Raw genomic sequence first — 15654 nt, 5'->3', positions numbered from 1 at the left:
ACCAAGCTCGGATAACAATCGTTAACCGTCCCGTAGATGTATACGGGCGTCCGCTAACGTTGGCCGATCGAGATGAAACCATTGCTGCCAGCATTCCGTCGCCGATTATGTGTGTTCACGGCACTGGCCTCCACCGTGTTGCCCGCGCATTGCTTCGCGCAATCAGCATGGTCTGGAAATGCTGACAACGAATTCAGCAATGCATCGAACTGGTCCCCTTCGGCGCCCGGGGCAGGCGATGATGCGCATGTCGATACAGGCTCTCCACAAGTTACAAACGACGTGACAGTCAATCGTCTGGAGGTTGGTGGAGGAAACGTCACCATCACCGACACGGGTGCATTGACCGCCACGAACGGCACCACGATCACAGCAGGCAGCGTTAGCGTCAATGCGGGCGGAGTAATGAACTCCAACGTCAGCCTTGATGGCGGTAGCCTTTCCATCGATGGCGACCTCAATGGCCAGTTGACGCTCAACAACGGCAACGTCACCGTGAACGGTACGCTCAGTGGCGCCATGGTAGAGACAGGGACCGCGCTGTCCAACAACGGCACTGTTGATGAGGTTAATATCTCCGAAGGAGGGACCTTCGTCAATAATAGCGGCGCAACCGCGGGCGCAGTTACCAATGCCGGGACAGCATCCAACGCCGGAGAGGTCGGGAGCCTGACCAATACCGCCGGAAATTTTACCAATAATGCTGGCGGGACGATTTCGGGAAAGACGACGGTTTCGGGTGGAACCGTCACCAACAATTTCGTCGTTACCGACGCCGATGTCGCGGCAGCGGCGGCCTTCATCAACAACACCGGTGCAACAGCCGGCGCAATCAGAAATTCAGGCACCGTCGTCAATGCGGGAACCATTGCCTCCCTACAGAACGATGCCGGTACATTCACCAATGATGCAGGCGGGGTGGTTACGGGGGATAGCAATATTTCCGCTGGCAGCGTGACGAACAACGCCACCCTTCACGACGTCGATGTCGGAGCAGATGCAACATTCACCAATGCCAACGGCGCCACCGCCGGTGTCGTCGTCAATGCAGGCAATTCATCGAATGCCGGGACTATTGATAGCCTGACCAATACGGCTGGAAATTTTACCAACAATGCAGGCGGTACGATTACCGGCAAATCAACAATCACAGGCGGAACCGTCACCAATAACTTCGTCATCACCGATGCGGACGTTGCCGCCGCCGCAATATTCGTCAACAACTCGAGAGCCACCGCTGGCACGATAAGAAACTCCGGCACGGTTACCAATGCGGGGACCGTCGCGGCGCTTCAAAATGATGCCGGCACTTTCACGAACAATTCTGGCGGTACTGTTACGGGGAAAACGACGGTTAGCGGAGGTCGTGTTGTCAACAATGCCACATTGGCAGATGTCGATAACGAGGCGGCGGGCGAATTCATCAACAACAATGGCGCTGTGGCAGGCACGGTTGCCAATTCTGGCAGTGCATCGAACGACGGAACAATCGCCACGCTCGTAAACACTGGCGGCACCTTTTCCAATACCGGCACAATTGATGGAACGGCCACGATTTCAGGCGGTTCACTGATCAACGATGGAACCGTAGCTGGAGCCGTCGTCATCGATGACGGCGGGCTTCTGTCAGGCAACGGGACCATTGGCGAGCTTTTCGTCAACGCAGGCGGTGTACTTTCACCCGGGCGAGACATAGGAACGCTCACCGTCGACGGGGATGTGACCTTTCGCACTGGCTCAATCTACCAGGTCGACATCGATGCCAACGGTGCCTCCGACCGGGTGGATGCGACAGGCACGGTCTCCATACAGGGGGGAACGCTTGAAATTAGAGCGGCAGGTGGCAATTACGGGCTGACAACCACCTATACCATCCTGACTGCAAGCCGCATCACTGGCACCTTCGACAGCGTTTCAAGTGATTTCGCGTTCCTGACGCCAACGTTGACCTATGGTGTCACCACGATAGACATGCAGCTCGACCGCAATAGCGTGCAATTCTCAGATGTCGCGGATACCGCAAACGGTCGCGCAACCGCGGTTGCCGTTGAAGCATTGGGAACAGGAAACTCGATTTACGATGCCGTCTTGTCACTGAATTCTTCCACCGCAAACAGTGCCTTCTCGCAATTGAGCGGTGAGGTTCATGCCTCGCTCAAAACCGCGCTGTTGTGGGAGAGCCGTTTTGCACGCGACGCGGTGCTTGACCAAATGGCCTTGGATCTTGATCAACGGACGAGTGACGTAACGGTCTGGACCAACAGTTTTCTATCGTCCAACCGTTGGTCAGGGAATGGAAATGCAGCCGGAATCGAGACGCGCACCGCAGGCGTTATAATGGGAGTGGATGCGTCAGTCTCCGACCCGTGGCGTCTAGGCGGCCTGTTGGGTTACAGCCATGATTCGTTGGAACAGGTGAAGACAGAGTCTTATCACGCCGGTCTCTATGCTACGGGTGATATTGGTCCCTTGAACGTCATTGGCGGCGCCATCTTTTCCCATAACGATGCGTCAACGCTGCGCGATATCTCCTTTGGAACGATTACCAGCCAGCTCACCGCTGACTATGCCAGTGCCACCAGCCAGGTTTTCGCAGATCTCTCTTGGACGCATGAACTGGATGCGATCAAGCTCCAGCCCTTCGCCAACCTCGCTTACGTCAATCTCAAGACTGACGCCTTCCGCGAAAGTGGCGGCGATGCGGGCCTCTTGGCAGCAAAAAGCAGCGACGAGATTGCCACCTCCACGATCGGCCTGCGCTGGTCTTGGAGGTGGCCGGAAGACAATTTACCCGTTGCCGTCTCCGGCATGCTGGGCTGGCGGCATATCGAGGGCGACGTGTCGCCGTATTCCAGCCTCGCGTTTTCTGGCGGCACACCATTTGTCGTCGAAGGCGTGGAAATGCCAAGGGACGCTCTGCTGGCAAAACTCGGAGTTTCCGCCAAGCTTTCGAAGTCGGCCCGCCTGACGTTCAGTTATTCCGGCGAGTTTGGCAAAGGCCTGCGGTCAAGCGCAGCGCAGGTCAATCTGGCGGGGAGTTTTTAAACCCCATATTGCGACGATACGTTTGGCGCGCTGTAACGACCGTTGTTGATTTTCGCGGCGAATTAACGAGGTTTGTCGTTCCACAAAGGCCCGGTTCCCGCGTTGAATTGATCAACTCTCACAGACCCGTTTCAGCTTGCTGTGATCACACGATAGTATGCATTAAAGGTTTAGACCAATGTCGATGGATGAACTCAGCCCCGACGCAGGTCAATCCGACTGGTAACGATCGACTTCCCTGTGGCCGGGTCGGTATCAACAGTCGTCAGGCGCATGCCGGAAGCTCCAACTTTTTCGATTGTCATCTGCGCACGTCGATCACCATTGACCTCTTTCGCCCAATTGATTGCAAGGTTGATGGCATCTCCTCCGCGTTTGCCGTTCAAGCCCGCGACACCCGTACCGGCCCCCACGTAAGAGCCGCTATAGGTCGCACCGTTGATTTTCAAATCTGCGCTGATGGCACGAGAAAACACAACGAGGCTCGTACAGCGTCCATTCAATGCCAGCGATTGCGCCGTCGTGTTCGATTTGAATCTGCAGGTGACATTGATCGTGGGTGCATTCGTGCGCACCTTGACCGTTCCTTTGCCGCTCCAGCTTCCCGCCAGTGTTTTCAAGAAAGCAGACTCGTCGGCGTGCGCACCAGCCGCCGTCATCATCCATGTCATCGCCACGGTAATCGCGCTTGCAAGAACCTTGTTCATGATCGTGTCTTTCAGACAGGGGAACTCCATTACCTGGATGTTCTGCAGATTGAGGTGAGGACTGTTACATCCCCACAACCCTTTAGCCGGGCAAGAAGTTCCGAATGTTGATTTTCGCGTTGGAACCAGCACGAAAGAATGTGCGGTTATGGCCGATCTCTCTGGATTAAACCGCGCCCCTGATCTATCGTCTTTCGCATGGATTCGCGCGCCCCCACCTCAGAGCCGCCCTTGAGCTGGTCACCTCGTCTTCCAGGCTGGGCTTCGTTGCGCGGTCGCGACATTCCCGAATCCGACGCTGCATTCTCTGCCGGTATCGCTCTGAAATCGCTTGACGATCTGATACAGGCCGATCCGCCTTGGCTCGGCTGTTGGCGTGATCGCCTTGCCCTGAAGTCGGCTGCCATCGCCGCCAGAATGGATGGCCGTAGCGAGGACGAACATGCGTTGCGCGACGCGCTTTTGCTGACGGCGCCTGGTGATGATCCAGGGCCTGCGGGAAAATTGTTTTTGGCCACACGAATGCTGTCGCGCCGGTCCGGGGCAATCACCACACCATTTGTTCAGGAGCTTACCGCGCTGTTGGACCTTTGCTGGGACGAGGGGCTTGCCTCCATTCCGGATCTTGTGGATTCTGCGATCCAATCTGAGCGGGCGGCGCCCTTCGTAGCAGTGGACCTGATAGCAGCAATGTGCGCGATCCGCCCGGACATAGAGGTGCTGACCCTGGGACTGGCGGATGTTGTGCTGGCTCACAAGCTGAAATGGCCGAGACCTGTTCCTTTGCTTTTACCCGAACGTTTTGGTTCGTCCTTCCGAACGATCGGTGGCCGGGGTCGCGTTCGTCCGGGAGAGCCAGCTTATCCAAAGGCGATCTGCCTGGCGCTGGTTGATGGGGTTGACGCAGCACTCCGTTCCACCGTCGACATCAATCGACGCGCAGCACGGCTTCTGGCTGTCGCGCCGAAGGTTCGCACCAAAGGTGCCGAGCCGGTGATCCGCAAATTGCTGAACGAGGATGCCGTGCTGGCCTCGGCGCCTGGCAGTGGTCTCTCCCGCTGGGCGGCCAACCGGCTGTTCGAGCGACTGGAAAGCTTTGAGGCGGTGCGCGAACTGTCCGGCCGCTCCTCTTTCCGGGTGTTTGGAGTGTGACGATGGCCGGAGCCCCTGTAGCCAAGCAATCCCGTAAGGAAAGGGCGAGTGCCGCAGCCGAACGGCTGTTTGATCGGGAGCTGGAGGATCTGCCGCCGGAACTGCGCTGGCGGGAATGGATGCTGAGGGTCGAAGCGGTGATCTTTGCCTCTGCCGAGCCAGTCGGTCGCGAGACATTGGCGCGGGTGGTGGGAAAAGAGTGCAGCATCGATCTGCTGATCGACGACCTCATCGAGGAGCTTCGGTCCCGACCCTACGAACTGGTTTCGGTGGCCGGTGGTTGGCAACACCGAAGCCGCTCGCGTTACGCAGGGGCGATACGGGCCTCAGCCGCTCCGACGCGGGGAGGGGTGGCGGCGCTTTCGGAGTTCGAGTCAATGGTACTGATGGCGGTGGGATATTTCCAGCCGGTTACCCGCGGCGAGTTGTCAAAGATCTTCGGCAAGGAGGTCAGCCGCGATACAATTGCTTCGCTTCGGGGCGCAGGGTTCATAGCCTCGGGGCCACGCAGCCCGACGCCAGGTGCGCCCTATACCTACGTCACCACCAAACACTTCCTGTCCGCCTTCGATATGGAGACCCTGCGTGATCTGCCCGACATCGAAGCGCTTGAGGATGCCGGCCTGTTGAGTAGAAATGCTGTGCGCGAGGGACCGATTGCAGGCGAGCCAGAGAGCGACGAAGAATAGGGACGGCGCAGAGGTATTCGGTTGTCGGTCGCCATATGGATTAAGTCGACGCTACTCCAACGCCTGTTCTTGTGGCAGATCCCATGATCCTATTGGCTTCCTCCGTAGGGACTGCGAGAGCAAGCAGGATCATTTTGCATATGTCGTGCGCATATTCGCTCGAGCCACGCCCGCTCAATTGGGTTTTCATACCAGCCCGGACCGCGCCGACAACGAAGTCTCGAGCACTGTCCAGATGGTCGTAATGCAGCCGTCCCGCGCTCAAACCGGCTTTAAGATCAGGTGCAGGATAGGCCCGCAGGTCAGAGTTGACTGTTTCGGCATTGCCGGACAACGCGAAGATCAGCCACCCCCAAGCCTGGTCTTCGCCTGACCGGATCAATATGCGCCAAGCCTGTGCAATCAACCGCTCGACCGGATCGCTGATTGAGGCGCAAGCCTTGCCGATTTCAAGAAATGGATCCTTGCCAACTTGCGTCCACAATGCATCCAGCAAATTCTCGCGGGTGGGAAAGTAGTTGTAGAACGTTCCCCGCGCAACACCCGCCGCCCTTATGAAATCGTCGATCGTCGCGGTCTTGTCACCATTGGCGGCGATGACGCGCGCCGCCGCAGCGATGAGCTTCTGTCTCGTCTTTTCACGACGCTCTTGCCCGATTTCGGCACGCCTGAGCGCGGTTCCGCCAGCCATGGTCTCTCCAGTTTATATCGGCAGTTTATATCGGCCCGCTGTAAGTGGCCCACTCAAAGGAGTGTACTCGAATAGTTCATATTGACAAAATATGTCCAACTTCATATCGTGCATGAACCATGCATTTCAACGATTTCGGGGAGGAAATCGATGGCCATATCCGGTGAACTTCGAAAGAGTGAGCCTTTCGATGTCGCGCGCATGCCGATGCTTGACGCCGATCAGATCGGCCATTTGCGCCGCATCGAAAACCTCTCTTTGCTGCTTCCCGATGATTGGTCGGGCATGCAGGCGAAATCGACCCTACAGGAAGATTTTGGCGGGCTTCGCTTTCAGCTCGCCTATATGTCCTATGCGCTCGCCTTGACGCATCGGCATCGTCTGCCAGCGGCCCCCGGAGTCTTCCGCAAGACTTTTGAGCGACTGATTGAGAAGATTCTTTCGCCTGATGTCTGGACCTATTGGCATTATATCAGCACCGGCAACGGTATGATCAATGCCGCGCAGGGCGAATTGCCCGTCGAGTGGAACCCGGTCATCAAAGACAACATCATGTACAGCGCCTATGTGCAATCGATGTCGCTTCTCTATCACTATATTTTCAATGATGACCGCTATGCGCAGCCCGGCGCGCTGACAATGGAAATCAAGACCCTTTACTGGGCAGCGGGGGGCAAGAAGTTTGTCTATGACGAGCGCTCACTCAACGATCATCTCTACTGGATGATGGTGGAGAAGGGATATTTCGGCATCGCCTGCGAGCCGAATTGTATCTTCCAGATCTGCAACCAGGTGCCGATCCTCGGCTTCCGGTTTCATGATCTCGTGTATGGCGGGTCGCTCGCGAAGGAAGTGACTGACGGCTATCAGCGCGCATGGTCCGATTTCGGCATCGCCAGTGAACGCGGCCATTTCAGGATGATGGTTCAGGAAATCGAAAGGAACCTCATCCCCACAGAAGCCCCTTGGATCGACTTTTGGCTCGGCTCACTGATGCACGCCTGGAACCCGGAACTGGTCAAACACCATTATCCCGGACAGATCGCAAAATGGGGTGAGGCGGGGCCGGATGGTACGCTGTGGATCAATGAAGCGCCCGGCATTCCAACCAGCCTCGGTTTTACCTCAGCACGCGATTTCGGCTGGGCGGCAGTTTGCGCGTCAGAAGTCGGCGATGATGACTCGCTTTCAAGGATGCTAGCCTATGCCGACAGGTTCCTGCATCGCTCATGGACCGACGGTGGCCTGCACTATCGCCGGCATGACGCATCCTTCGACGATCAAGGGCTGTTCCGCGCAATGGACCCACATACCGGCAATGCGCTTCTGGGCTACGCACGGCTTAACGTACCGGGCGGGCTTGAGAGGCTTTACGCCGAGCCTTGGGATAAGACCCATTTCGAGGAGCCAGCGCTCGTCGAGATATCGGACAATGCCGACGTGCTGCGTGCACGCTTCGAGCGTGACGCGAAAAGCCTTGTTCTCACGCTTGCACCGAGAGCGGATCGCGACGGCAAGGTTCTGCTGGAGCTTGGCAATATCTGGGGCCGTGGAGACTGGTCGCTCGCCGCTGACGGTGAGCATGTTCTATCGGGTAACGCGAGCGAACTTGGCAAGCATTCAGGTGCCGTCGGCGCCAAACGCGAGGGCGACATACTCGGACTGGAATGCGCCCTTCGCGCACCGACAAACTTTGTCCTGACCTTCCATTGAGGCGCTGAACATGCTTGAGGGAAGCTTCTCGCTCACCGATCATAATGGACATGCTGTCACCGAGGCGAGTTATCGCGGCAGCTTCATGCTGGTCTATTTCGGCTTTACCCATTGCCGCAAAGTCTGCCCGCGCTCACTTGCCTGCATGACTGCGGCGCTGGACACATTGGGCGAGACCCGACGCATGGTCGTGCCGCTTTACATCACCGTCGATCCAGAGCGCGATACACCGGAGAGAATGAAAGCCTTTGTTGAAGCAAACTTTCCGCGTTTCACTGGCCTGACGGGAAGCCGCGAGGCGATAGACAGCGCGAAGGCATCCTTCCGTGTCTTTTCCCGCAAGGGTCTCGATCCGGAAGATGCAGAAGGCTATGCCATGCCACACACGGCCTTCGCCTATCTGCTCGGGCCTGACGGCAAATATCTGACACATTTCATGGACACCGTCGATGATCTGCAAATGGCGAACCGTCTCCGCATTCTTCTCGCTGAAACCGAACGGGTCGCCTGAACACAGGTAACAGGGTATTCAGGGTAGCGTCGGCTTAACGGCAGCCGCGGCGGGAGTGGTCACGATGGGAGCCTATGCCGTGGTCGCAATCTCACCGATGTGAAGTCGGCGGACGGCGTTATGTTTTTGCGGCATGCTGGGTCAATCAACCTATGTTCGATCCTGACCGCATAGATGTAAAATGTTGAAATTTGATCCCTGCGCCCATTCGTCCCGCTGGTCAAAATACGGTTAAGCACGAAAATTTCGCAGCAGGACCCTTCCAACTGTATTACTAGGTTTGCAGATACCTAATCGGCAATATTTACATAATTTTACATATTCTTAAATGACATTAACAGGAAGATGCTTATAGTGCGCCCAAATGCTCGAGGCACCACGAATTCAAGCGGAATACCATTATTAGGTCCATAACAATCTTCGTCACCGAGCCTTTGCTGAGTTTGACGGGACCAAAAAGTCCGTCGGATACGCAAGCAAGCGGCAACGCCGTTGTCGATCATGATATTGCGATCACGCATGATAAGTCAGACCTTTTGGCTACTGCTATCGGCAGTGAGACGGCGTCCCCTAGGGTGAAAACATCGATCACCCATGCGAAGCCCGCTGCTAACGTCCATCACCGCCATTTTAGTCCGGTCATTCAGGATGGGACCTTTGTCGGCATCAGTCTCTTTGACGGCCAACAAACTTTGTGTGCTGCGCGATCTGCAGCGATCACCCTCATTGAAATCAAGCGCGACATCGTCCGCTACTGGGTCGCTCCCCGCACGTCTTCAGGAGGCGGATTCTCCGCCCCGGTGGGTGCCCCGACCTCCGCAAAGGGAATTTATTGATGCGCAAATTTTCTACCAGGTCTCTCGCGACAGTGCTCGCCTTGGGGTCGTTTTTCATGGTCGCCTTCGCCGCCCGAAGCCAGGATGGTGAACAAAAGACGGATCAAGCGGCAGCACTGAGCGTGAGCTTGGTCAAGCCGGCGGTTTTGCTATGGCCTGTTATTATTCCCGCAAGTGGTCGACTTGCCGCGTGGCATGAAGCGACAATTGCAGCAGAGACCAGCGGTATGAAGGTCACCGAAGTTAAAGCAGATGTTGGCGCACACGTAAAAAAGGGCGATTTGCTGGTGCAGTTTGCGCCGGAGTCTGCCCAGGCTGACCTGGAGCAGCAACAAGCGAACGTTGAAAAAGCGGAAGCCGATCTTGATCAAGCAATAGCGAATGGTGACCGCGCCCGAGGATTGACAAGTTCTGGCGCATTATCAAGCCAACAGATAAAGGAATATCTGATTACCGAGCGTAAAGCGAAAGCCTCCCTCTTTTCGGCAAAGGCTGCGTTGGCTTCATCTCAGCTCACCTTGGACAGGACCAAGGTTTACGCAGTGGACGACGGGGTCATATCCGAGCGCTCCGCATCTCTTGGTGATGTGGTGACCGCCGGTGGCGAGTTGTTCAAGCTGATCCGACATCGGCTGGCTGACGTCAAGGTCGGAACAAAAGCCGTCATCCCAACGCCGCGCGGCGACGTGCACGGTGAGGTCAGGATGGTGGCACCTTCGATGTCAACCGACAATGGTCGCGTGATCGTCTACGTGACGCTGAATCCCACTCCAGGGATGGATGCCCCAAAGATCGGCATCCTGGCCAGCGGCTACTTTGAATTCAACAACACGGATGCGCTCACAGTGCCCGCTGCTGCCGTCACCCTCAAGGACGGCTTCTCATATGTGTTCATTTTGAACTCGGCAGACAAAAAAACGGTGACACGCAAGCGAGTAAAGCCTGGACGGCGGCAGGACGATCGTGTTGAAATCATTTCAGGAATTGAGAAGACTGACGACGTTGTTGCGTCAGGCGGCGTCTTCCTTGCAGATGGCTCTGTAGTCCACGTTGTCGACAGCAATGATGCGGCAACGACGGAGGAATCGAAGTGAATTTCTCCTCTTGGTCTATTCGCAACCCTGTCCCCCCGTTGCTGCTATTTGCATTGTTGACGGCCTGTGGCCTTTGGGCGTTCAATCGTCTCGACATACAAAACTTCCCGGATATGGATCTTCCAACCATCAATATCAGCGCGACGCTGGACGGCGCGGCCGCAGCCCAGCTCGAAACGGAAGTGGCCCGCAAGATCGAGGACAAACTGACCGGCCTGAGCAAGCTGGATTCAGTGACCACGACGATCACTGATGGTTCAGTCAGCATTTCTGTCGCATTTGAGGTCGGGAAAGACACGCAAGCCGCATTGGACGAGGTGAAAAGCGCAGTCGATCAGGCGAAAAGCGACCTGCCACAAGATATGGATGATCCAACGGTCTCAAAGCAATCGTTGAACTCTTCTCCTCTAATTACCTTCGTGGTGCATTCCGACAAATTGGACGATGCGGAACTGTCGTGGTTCATCGATAACGACATGTCAAAAGCGCTGATGGCTGTCAAAGGCGTGGGTGAAGTTGGCCGATTGGGCGGCATCGATCGAGAGATCAGGGTAGAGCTCAACTCTAACATGCTCGACAGCCTGGGCTTAACCGCCAATGACGTGAATACCCAGCTTGAAGCCGTGCAAACCTATCTGTCTGGCGGCAAAGGACGAATTGGTGGTGAAAGCCAGTCCGTGCGTACCGTGGTTGCGGCAGAAACTGCCGATGAACTGCGCGCAATGCCGGTCCCACTGCCAAAAGGCAGTTGGGTCAGGCTGGACGAACTTGGCACAGTGACCGATTCCCAAAGCGATTTGACCTCACTTGCTTATCTCAATGGTAAACCCGTCATTGCCGCCCAGATCAAACGGTCTAAGGGCTATTCAGATATCGCCGTCACCGACGATGTCCGCACCGCAATGAAAGCCTTTGCCGCTGCCAATCCGCAGGTGACAATCGAAGAAGCCTACAACACGATTGTTCCGACCGAGCAAAATTATGAATCGTCGATGGACATGATCTACGAGGGTGCGGTCATCGCGGTCCTTGTGGTCTGGATGTTCCTGCGCGATTGGCGTGCAACACTTCTGGCGGCTGTCGCTTTGCCGCTGTCGATTATACCGACATTCCTCGCCATGTATTTTTGTGGCTATACACTGAACACGATCACGCTTTTGGCGCTGTCCTTGGTCGTTGGTATTCTTGTCGACGATGCGATCGTCGAAATCGAGAATATTGAACGACACCTTAGAATGGGTAAAAGCCCCTTCGATGCTGCGATGGAAGCGGCAAACGAAATTGGTTTGGCGGTTATCGCCACAACCTTCACGTTGGTCGCGGTGTTTTTGCCGACCGCCTTCATGGGTGGGGTGGTCGGTATCATTTTCAAGCAATTTGGCGTCACGGCCTCTGTAGCTGTTCTTGCTTCTCTTTTGGTCGCTCGGTTGGTCACGCCGATGATGGCGGCTTACATATTGAAGCCTGGCACTGCAAAAGAAGAAGAAGACGGTCGTTTGATGCGGTCCTATCTCTGGCTTGTGAAAGGGGCGCTCCGGCGTCGCTGGATACCGGTGCTGGGGACTGTCGGATTTTTAGCATTCACGCTTCTGCTCCTGAGCCATTTGTCGACCGGCTTTTTTCCGGCATCTGATGATGCGCAAACCAAGGTCACCATCACGACGCCGACGGGATCGACGATTGAGACAACGGATGAAGCGTCTCGAAAGGCGTCCGAGATCATCGCCAAGGTTGATCATGTTACCTCGGTGTTTCAGGCAACGGGTACGGCCTCCACTGGAGGCGGTGCAAGCAGTACAACGACGTCCAGCACCAATAGCGCCACGATTGTTGTTAACCTGACGCCGATTGGCGAGCGCGATGTCAAGCAGTCGCAGATCGAAGCGGATTTACGAAAAGCTTTGGAAAAAGTCCCCGGTCTCCGCCTCGAAACAGGCACTGGCGGCAATGGCACGCAGCTCACTCTGACCTTGTCAGGAGATGACTCCGAAGTTCTGGAAAAGGCAGCCGCCAGCCTGGAGACGGGTCTGCGCACATTGTCAGGTATTGGCAATGTGACATCCTCTGCCGCCATGCAGTCACCAGAGATCATCATCAAACCGGATTTGGCGAAAGCCGCGTCATTGGGTGTAACGTCCAAGGCGATTGCTCAGGCTATTCGGGTGGCGACGGCAGGAGCGTATGATACCGCGCTGTCCAAGCTTAATCTTCCTGAACGTCAGATCAATATCCGGGTCTTGCTGGACACAACAAACCGTCAGTCCCTTGACGCAATATCTCTTATCCCTGTCGAGGGTAGCGCGGGCAACGTTGCCCTTGGGGCAATCGCTGATATTTCAATTGGGTCCAGCCCAAGCGAAATCAATCGGCTCGACAGATCACGCAATGTCACACTCACAATTGAACTGAATGGCAGGAGCTTGTCCGCAGTCACCGCTGAGGCCGCCCAATTGCCAAGCTATAAAAACTTGCCACAAGGCGTAAAATTTGTCGAACAGGGTGAATTGAAGCGTCAAACTGAGTTGTTCAACAGTTTCGCGACGGCGATAGCGATCGGCATTTTCTGCATCTACGCTGTTCTAGTCCTCCTCTTCCATGATTTCCTGCAGCCGGTCACGATCCTGATGGCAATTCCGCTGGCGCTTGGCGGGGCCCTGTTGCCGCTTGTGCTCACCGGTACCAGCTTCTCGATGCCTGCGGTTATTGGTCTGCTCCTTTTGATCGGAATCGTCTCCAAAAACTCCATTCTGCTTGTGGAATATGCGATTGAAGCACGCCGGGGAGGCATGTCGCGTTATGACGCGCTTGTTGATGCGTGTCACAAACGCGCGCGTCCGATCATTATGACCACAATCGCAATGGCTGGCGGCATGGCACCAGCAGCGCTCAGCCTCGTCGCGGGCGATTCTAGCTTTCGTCAACCCATGGGGATCGTCGTGATTGGTGGGTTGTTGACCTCAACCTTCTTGAGCCTCCTGGTCATCCCTGTCGTGTTCACATTTTTAGATGATCTTCTGGTCTGGCTTAAAGCGAGGTTCGGAGTGACCTCGTAATCTATAGCATCTGACTGGAGACGAGATAGGGAACAGGCGTGCTGCCCCACGTCAAACCGGAAGCAGGTCAACGAGAGTGTTTCTTAATAGCCGTGAGAGAGAGTTCTGCGGATATTATGACGGATGGATAACGATCAAGGGACCTAAACGTGTGACTTCCAAGCCAAGCGCCTTTTTGACGAAAGCAAGCGCGTCTTTGGTATCCGCAACCTTGATCGTACCGCTGACACGGCGACGCGCCAGCGCTGAACCCGCAATGATGATCCGGCCTCGGAAATGCCGGTTCATCTCCTCAACGACATAGGAAAGAGGCGCGTTGTCAACGGCGATTTGTCCGCGCCTCCATGCGAGAGCGACGAGGCCGTCGACCGGCGTCACGGCTGTCGTTTTCCTGGCGTAGTCGTAGATTGCCTGCTCGCCTTCGTTCACGCGCAGAGAGGCCGCCTGTTTACCGTCGCGCTCAAGCTGCACCGCATTCTCCGTGACCGTCACCTCGGTATCTTCTTTGCCGTAGCGAACATCGAACGCTGTGCCGAGTGCGATCACCTTTGTCTCACCAGCCACCACCGTGAAAGGTCGGTCGGGCGCATGAGCGACCTGAAAGAAGGCTTGGCCCCGCAGGAGGCGGATGACGCGGTGCCCCCCGGTGAAGTCGACGGCAATCGCCGAGGACGCATTGAGCTGGACGATGGAACCATCCTCCAGTGTACGAATGGGGGTTTCATCCGTACCGGCGATCATGTCCGCTTGCATGCGCAGCGGCCCATCGAATGCAAAGAAGGCGCCGGTTGCAAGGGCTGCCACCAACAGTGTTGCGATGATCGGCTTGGCCATGTTGCGGGGGCGCATGTCGATATCGGCCAGACCAGGATCGGACTGAATCGCGCGGCCAGCGTCGCCCATCACAAACTCGGCTGCGCTGTAGGTCCGACAGTTTTCCGGATCGCGCTTAAGCCATGTCTCAAAGAGAGCCCGGTCGTCCGGCGATTGGTTGGGGTCACCGTTGCGCAAAAGCCAGTCGGCCGCCTCGCGGTTTCGTCTTTTCCGACTGTCACTCGATTCCTTGACCGGCATGGCTTACTCCAGACGAATCCTACGACCTCTACAGTGTCATACGCCGTATATGGCGCACAAAAACTCGCTGTAGTGCTTTATATCTGCTGCATAATTATCGCTCTAAATCGATTTCGATTTAAGGCAGTATACAGTAGACGTTTGACATCCACGGATTGGGACACTGACAACTGTCCAATCGCAAGGATGTGACCGTTCTGCGTTCATGATACGCGATTCTTTGGGGATCAAGAGTTTGTCAGGGAAAAGTGGCCACCGGTTTTCCCGAAAAGACAAACGAAAACGAAAGAAACGAGAGTCAGTCTGGTTCAATTTGAACCTGACTGACTCTAGAGAATCCGGTCAAGGCAATGGGCAAACGCACGCCGCAGGTGCCGGTCGACCATGTTTCTGGAGATGTTGAGCCTGGTGCTGATCTGGTCTGGTGTCAGATGATAAAGGCGATGGAGAATGAAGACGACACGTCGCCTCTCCGGCAGTTCCGCAATTGCTTCCCGAAGGGCTGCAAGCCGCGCTTCTATTTCCAGAGTGTGGTCCGGCGCGTGCCCGGTGCTTGGCGCAAAGAGGGCCTCGCGCTCCGATCCTGAGAACAGCCGGGCTTCCTTCGTTTCCCTGCGTTGGCGGTCAATGCCGAGATTGATGGCGGCACGGCAGAGAAAGGCCTTGATCGACCGCTTGTTCAGGAGAACCTCCGGTTTGGCGGCGAGCTTCACGTAGAGATCGTGCACCACGTCGCGGGCCGTAGAACTCGGGTGTCCCCGGCGGCGCACCGCATTGGTAATATCAGCATAGTGTGCTTCCATGGCTCGATTGAGCAACTCGCTGCTGTCAACGGTGTCCCAGACAAGGGACGAAGAGGAAGATCTCGACATCTGCACATGGTTCCCAGCGAACGGTAGGTCAGGATAGACGCGGCTGAACCGTCATGGGGAATGGCTAGACAATCCCGAAAAGGCGTGCAAGTGCAATACCTTAGAAATATGCCACTTCAGTCTGCTGCTGTGGAATAAAACAAGACTGTAAAACTCATCTTTGTGTCTGATTTTCTTGCCTGAATCCGTCTGATCGACTTCACCTGCTGGTGGCAAA

At 56.0% G+C, this 15654-nt stretch carries 12 protein-coding genes; 8 read left to right on the top strand and 4 right to left on the bottom strand.

The window, feature by feature from the left end; translation table 11 throughout:
* Nucleotides 1-282 precede the first annotated feature (282 nt).
* Nucleotides 283-3045 (top strand): autotransporter outer membrane beta-barrel domain-containing protein, encoded by a 2763-nt coding sequence (locus tag AVCG78_RS24205; protein ID WP_234665151.1) that lies wholly within the window; start codon nucleotides 283-285, stop codon nucleotides 3043-3045.
* 194 nt (nucleotides 3046-3239) lie between these two features.
* On the opposite strand, the gene AVCG78_RS24200 is transcribed toward AVCG78_RS24205, so the two are convergent.
* Nucleotides 3240-3752: a hypothetical protein gene (locus tag AVCG78_RS24200; RefSeq protein ID WP_071203547.1), complete on the bottom strand. Its 513-nt coding sequence runs from the start codon at nucleotides 3750-3752 to the stop codon at nucleotides 3240-3242.
* A 198-nt stretch (nucleotides 3753-3950) separates the two neighbouring features.
* Here AVCG78_RS24200 and AVCG78_RS24195 point away from each other — a divergent pair, with 198 nt between their 5' ends.
* A complete protein-coding gene (locus AVCG78_RS24195; RefSeq protein ID WP_071203358.1) occupies nucleotides 3951-4904 on the top strand; it encodes a DUF1403 family protein in 954 nt (317 codons plus the stop codon).
* A 2-nt stretch (nucleotides 4905-4906) separates the two neighbouring features.
* A complete protein-coding gene (gene scpB, locus AVCG78_RS24190; RefSeq protein WP_071203359.1) occupies nucleotides 4907-5593 on the top strand; it encodes an SMC-Scp complex subunit ScpB in 687 nt (228 codons plus the stop codon).
* Nucleotides 5594-5633: 40 nt separating this feature from the next.
* Here scpB and AVCG78_RS24185 read toward each other — a convergent pair whose 3' ends face one another.
* Complete coding sequence (locus AVCG78_RS24185; RefSeq protein WP_071203360.1) at nucleotides 5634-6284, bottom strand: TetR/AcrR family transcriptional regulator; 651 nt, start codon at nucleotides 6282-6284, stop codon at nucleotides 5634-5636.
* Between the two features lie 150 nt (nucleotides 6285-6434).
* Between AVCG78_RS24185 and AVCG78_RS24180 the strand changes: the two genes are divergently transcribed.
* The 5 genes from AVCG78_RS24180 (at nucleotide 6435) to AVCG78_RS24160 (ending at nucleotide 13491) form a co-directional block, all read left to right on the top strand.
* Complete coding sequence (locus AVCG78_RS24180) at nucleotides 6435-7997, top strand: linalool dehydratase/isomerase domain-containing protein (protein ID WP_071203361.1); 1563 nt, start codon at nucleotides 6435-6437, stop codon at nucleotides 7995-7997.
* Between the two features lie 10 nt (nucleotides 7998-8007).
* On the top strand, nucleotides 8008-8508 hold the full coding sequence (locus AVCG78_RS24175; protein ID WP_071203362.1) for an SCO family protein: 501 nt from the start codon (nucleotides 8008-8010) through the stop codon (nucleotides 8506-8508).
* Between the two features lie 575 nt (nucleotides 8509-9083).
* Nucleotides 9084-9344: a hypothetical protein gene (locus tag AVCG78_RS24170; protein ID WP_071203363.1), complete on the top strand. Its 261-nt coding sequence runs from the start codon at nucleotides 9084-9086 to the stop codon at nucleotides 9342-9344.
* Entirely contained in the window at nucleotides 9344-10438 is a 1095-nt protein-coding gene (locus tag AVCG78_RS24165; protein ID WP_156601712.1) for an efflux RND transporter periplasmic adaptor subunit, read from the top strand. Before AVCG78_RS24170 ends, AVCG78_RS24165 begins: the two co-directional genes overlap by 1 nt.
* Nucleotides 10435-13491, top strand: a complete 3057-nt coding sequence (locus tag AVCG78_RS24160) for an efflux RND transporter permease subunit (RefSeq protein WP_174089761.1) — start codon at nucleotides 10435-10437, stop codon at nucleotides 13489-13491. The genes AVCG78_RS24165 and AVCG78_RS24160 overlap by 4 nt, the downstream gene beginning before the upstream one ends.
* Before the next feature lie 114 nt (nucleotides 13492-13605).
* Here the strand turns inward: AVCG78_RS24160 and AVCG78_RS24155 are convergent, their stop codons facing one another.
* Together AVCG78_RS24155 and AVCG78_RS24150 are read right to left on the bottom strand one after the other, a co-directional pair.
* A complete protein-coding gene (locus tag AVCG78_RS24155) occupies nucleotides 13606-14565 on the bottom strand; it encodes a FecR family protein (protein ID WP_071203364.1) in 960 nt (319 codons plus the stop codon).
* 329 nt (nucleotides 14566-14894) lie between these two features.
* Nucleotides 14895-15437 (bottom strand): RNA polymerase sigma factor, encoded by a 543-nt coding sequence (locus tag AVCG78_RS24150; protein WP_071203365.1) that lies wholly within the window; start codon nucleotides 15435-15437, stop codon nucleotides 14895-14897.
* Nucleotides 15438-15654 lie beyond the last annotated feature (217 nt).

Source organism: Gillisella vitis (assembly GCF_021559775.1).
Taxonomy (GTDB): Bacteria; Pseudomonadota; Alphaproteobacteria; order Rhizobiales; family Rhizobiaceae; genus Allorhizobium; species Allorhizobium ampelinum.
The sequence above is the reverse complement of the archived record's forward strand: the minus strand, read 5'-3'. Positions and strand labels throughout refer to the sequence as shown.

What these genes read in the sequence shown, in the direction of transcription:
- AVCG78_RS24165 (WP_156601712.1), top strand. Translation starts at nt 9,344, where the DNA reads ATGCGCAAATTTTCTACCAGGTCTCTCGCGACAGTGCTCGCCTTGGGG.
- AVCG78_RS24200 (WP_071203547.1), bottom strand. Translation starts at nt 3,752, where the DNA reads ATGAACAAGGTTCTTGCAAGCGCGATTACCGTGGCGATGACATGGATG.
- AVCG78_RS24195 (WP_071203358.1), top strand. Translation starts at nt 3,951, where the DNA reads ATGGATTCGCGCGCCCCCACCTCAGAGCCGCCCTTGAGCTGGTCACCT.
- AVCG78_RS24155 (WP_071203364.1), bottom strand. Translation starts at nt 14,565, where the DNA reads ATGCCGGTCAAGGAATCGAGTGACAGTCGGAAAAGACGAAACCGCGAG.
- AVCG78_RS24150 (WP_071203365.1), bottom strand. Translation starts at nt 15,437, where the DNA reads ATGTCGAGATCTTCCTCTTCGTCCCTTGTCTGGGACACCGTTGACAGC.
- scpB (WP_071203359.1), top strand. Translation starts at nt 4,907, where the DNA reads ATGGCCGGAGCCCCTGTAGCCAAGCAATCCCGTAAGGAAAGGGCGAGT.
- AVCG78_RS24180 (WP_071203361.1), top strand. Translation starts at nt 6,435, where the DNA reads ATGGCCATATCCGGTGAACTTCGAAAGAGTGAGCCTTTCGATGTCGCG.
- AVCG78_RS24185 (WP_071203360.1), bottom strand. Translation starts at nt 6,284, where the DNA reads ATGGCTGGCGGAACCGCGCTCAGGCGTGCCGAAATCGGGCAAGAGCGT.
- AVCG78_RS24175 (WP_071203362.1), top strand. Translation starts at nt 8,008, where the DNA reads ATGCTTGAGGGAAGCTTCTCGCTCACCGATCATAATGGACATGCTGTC.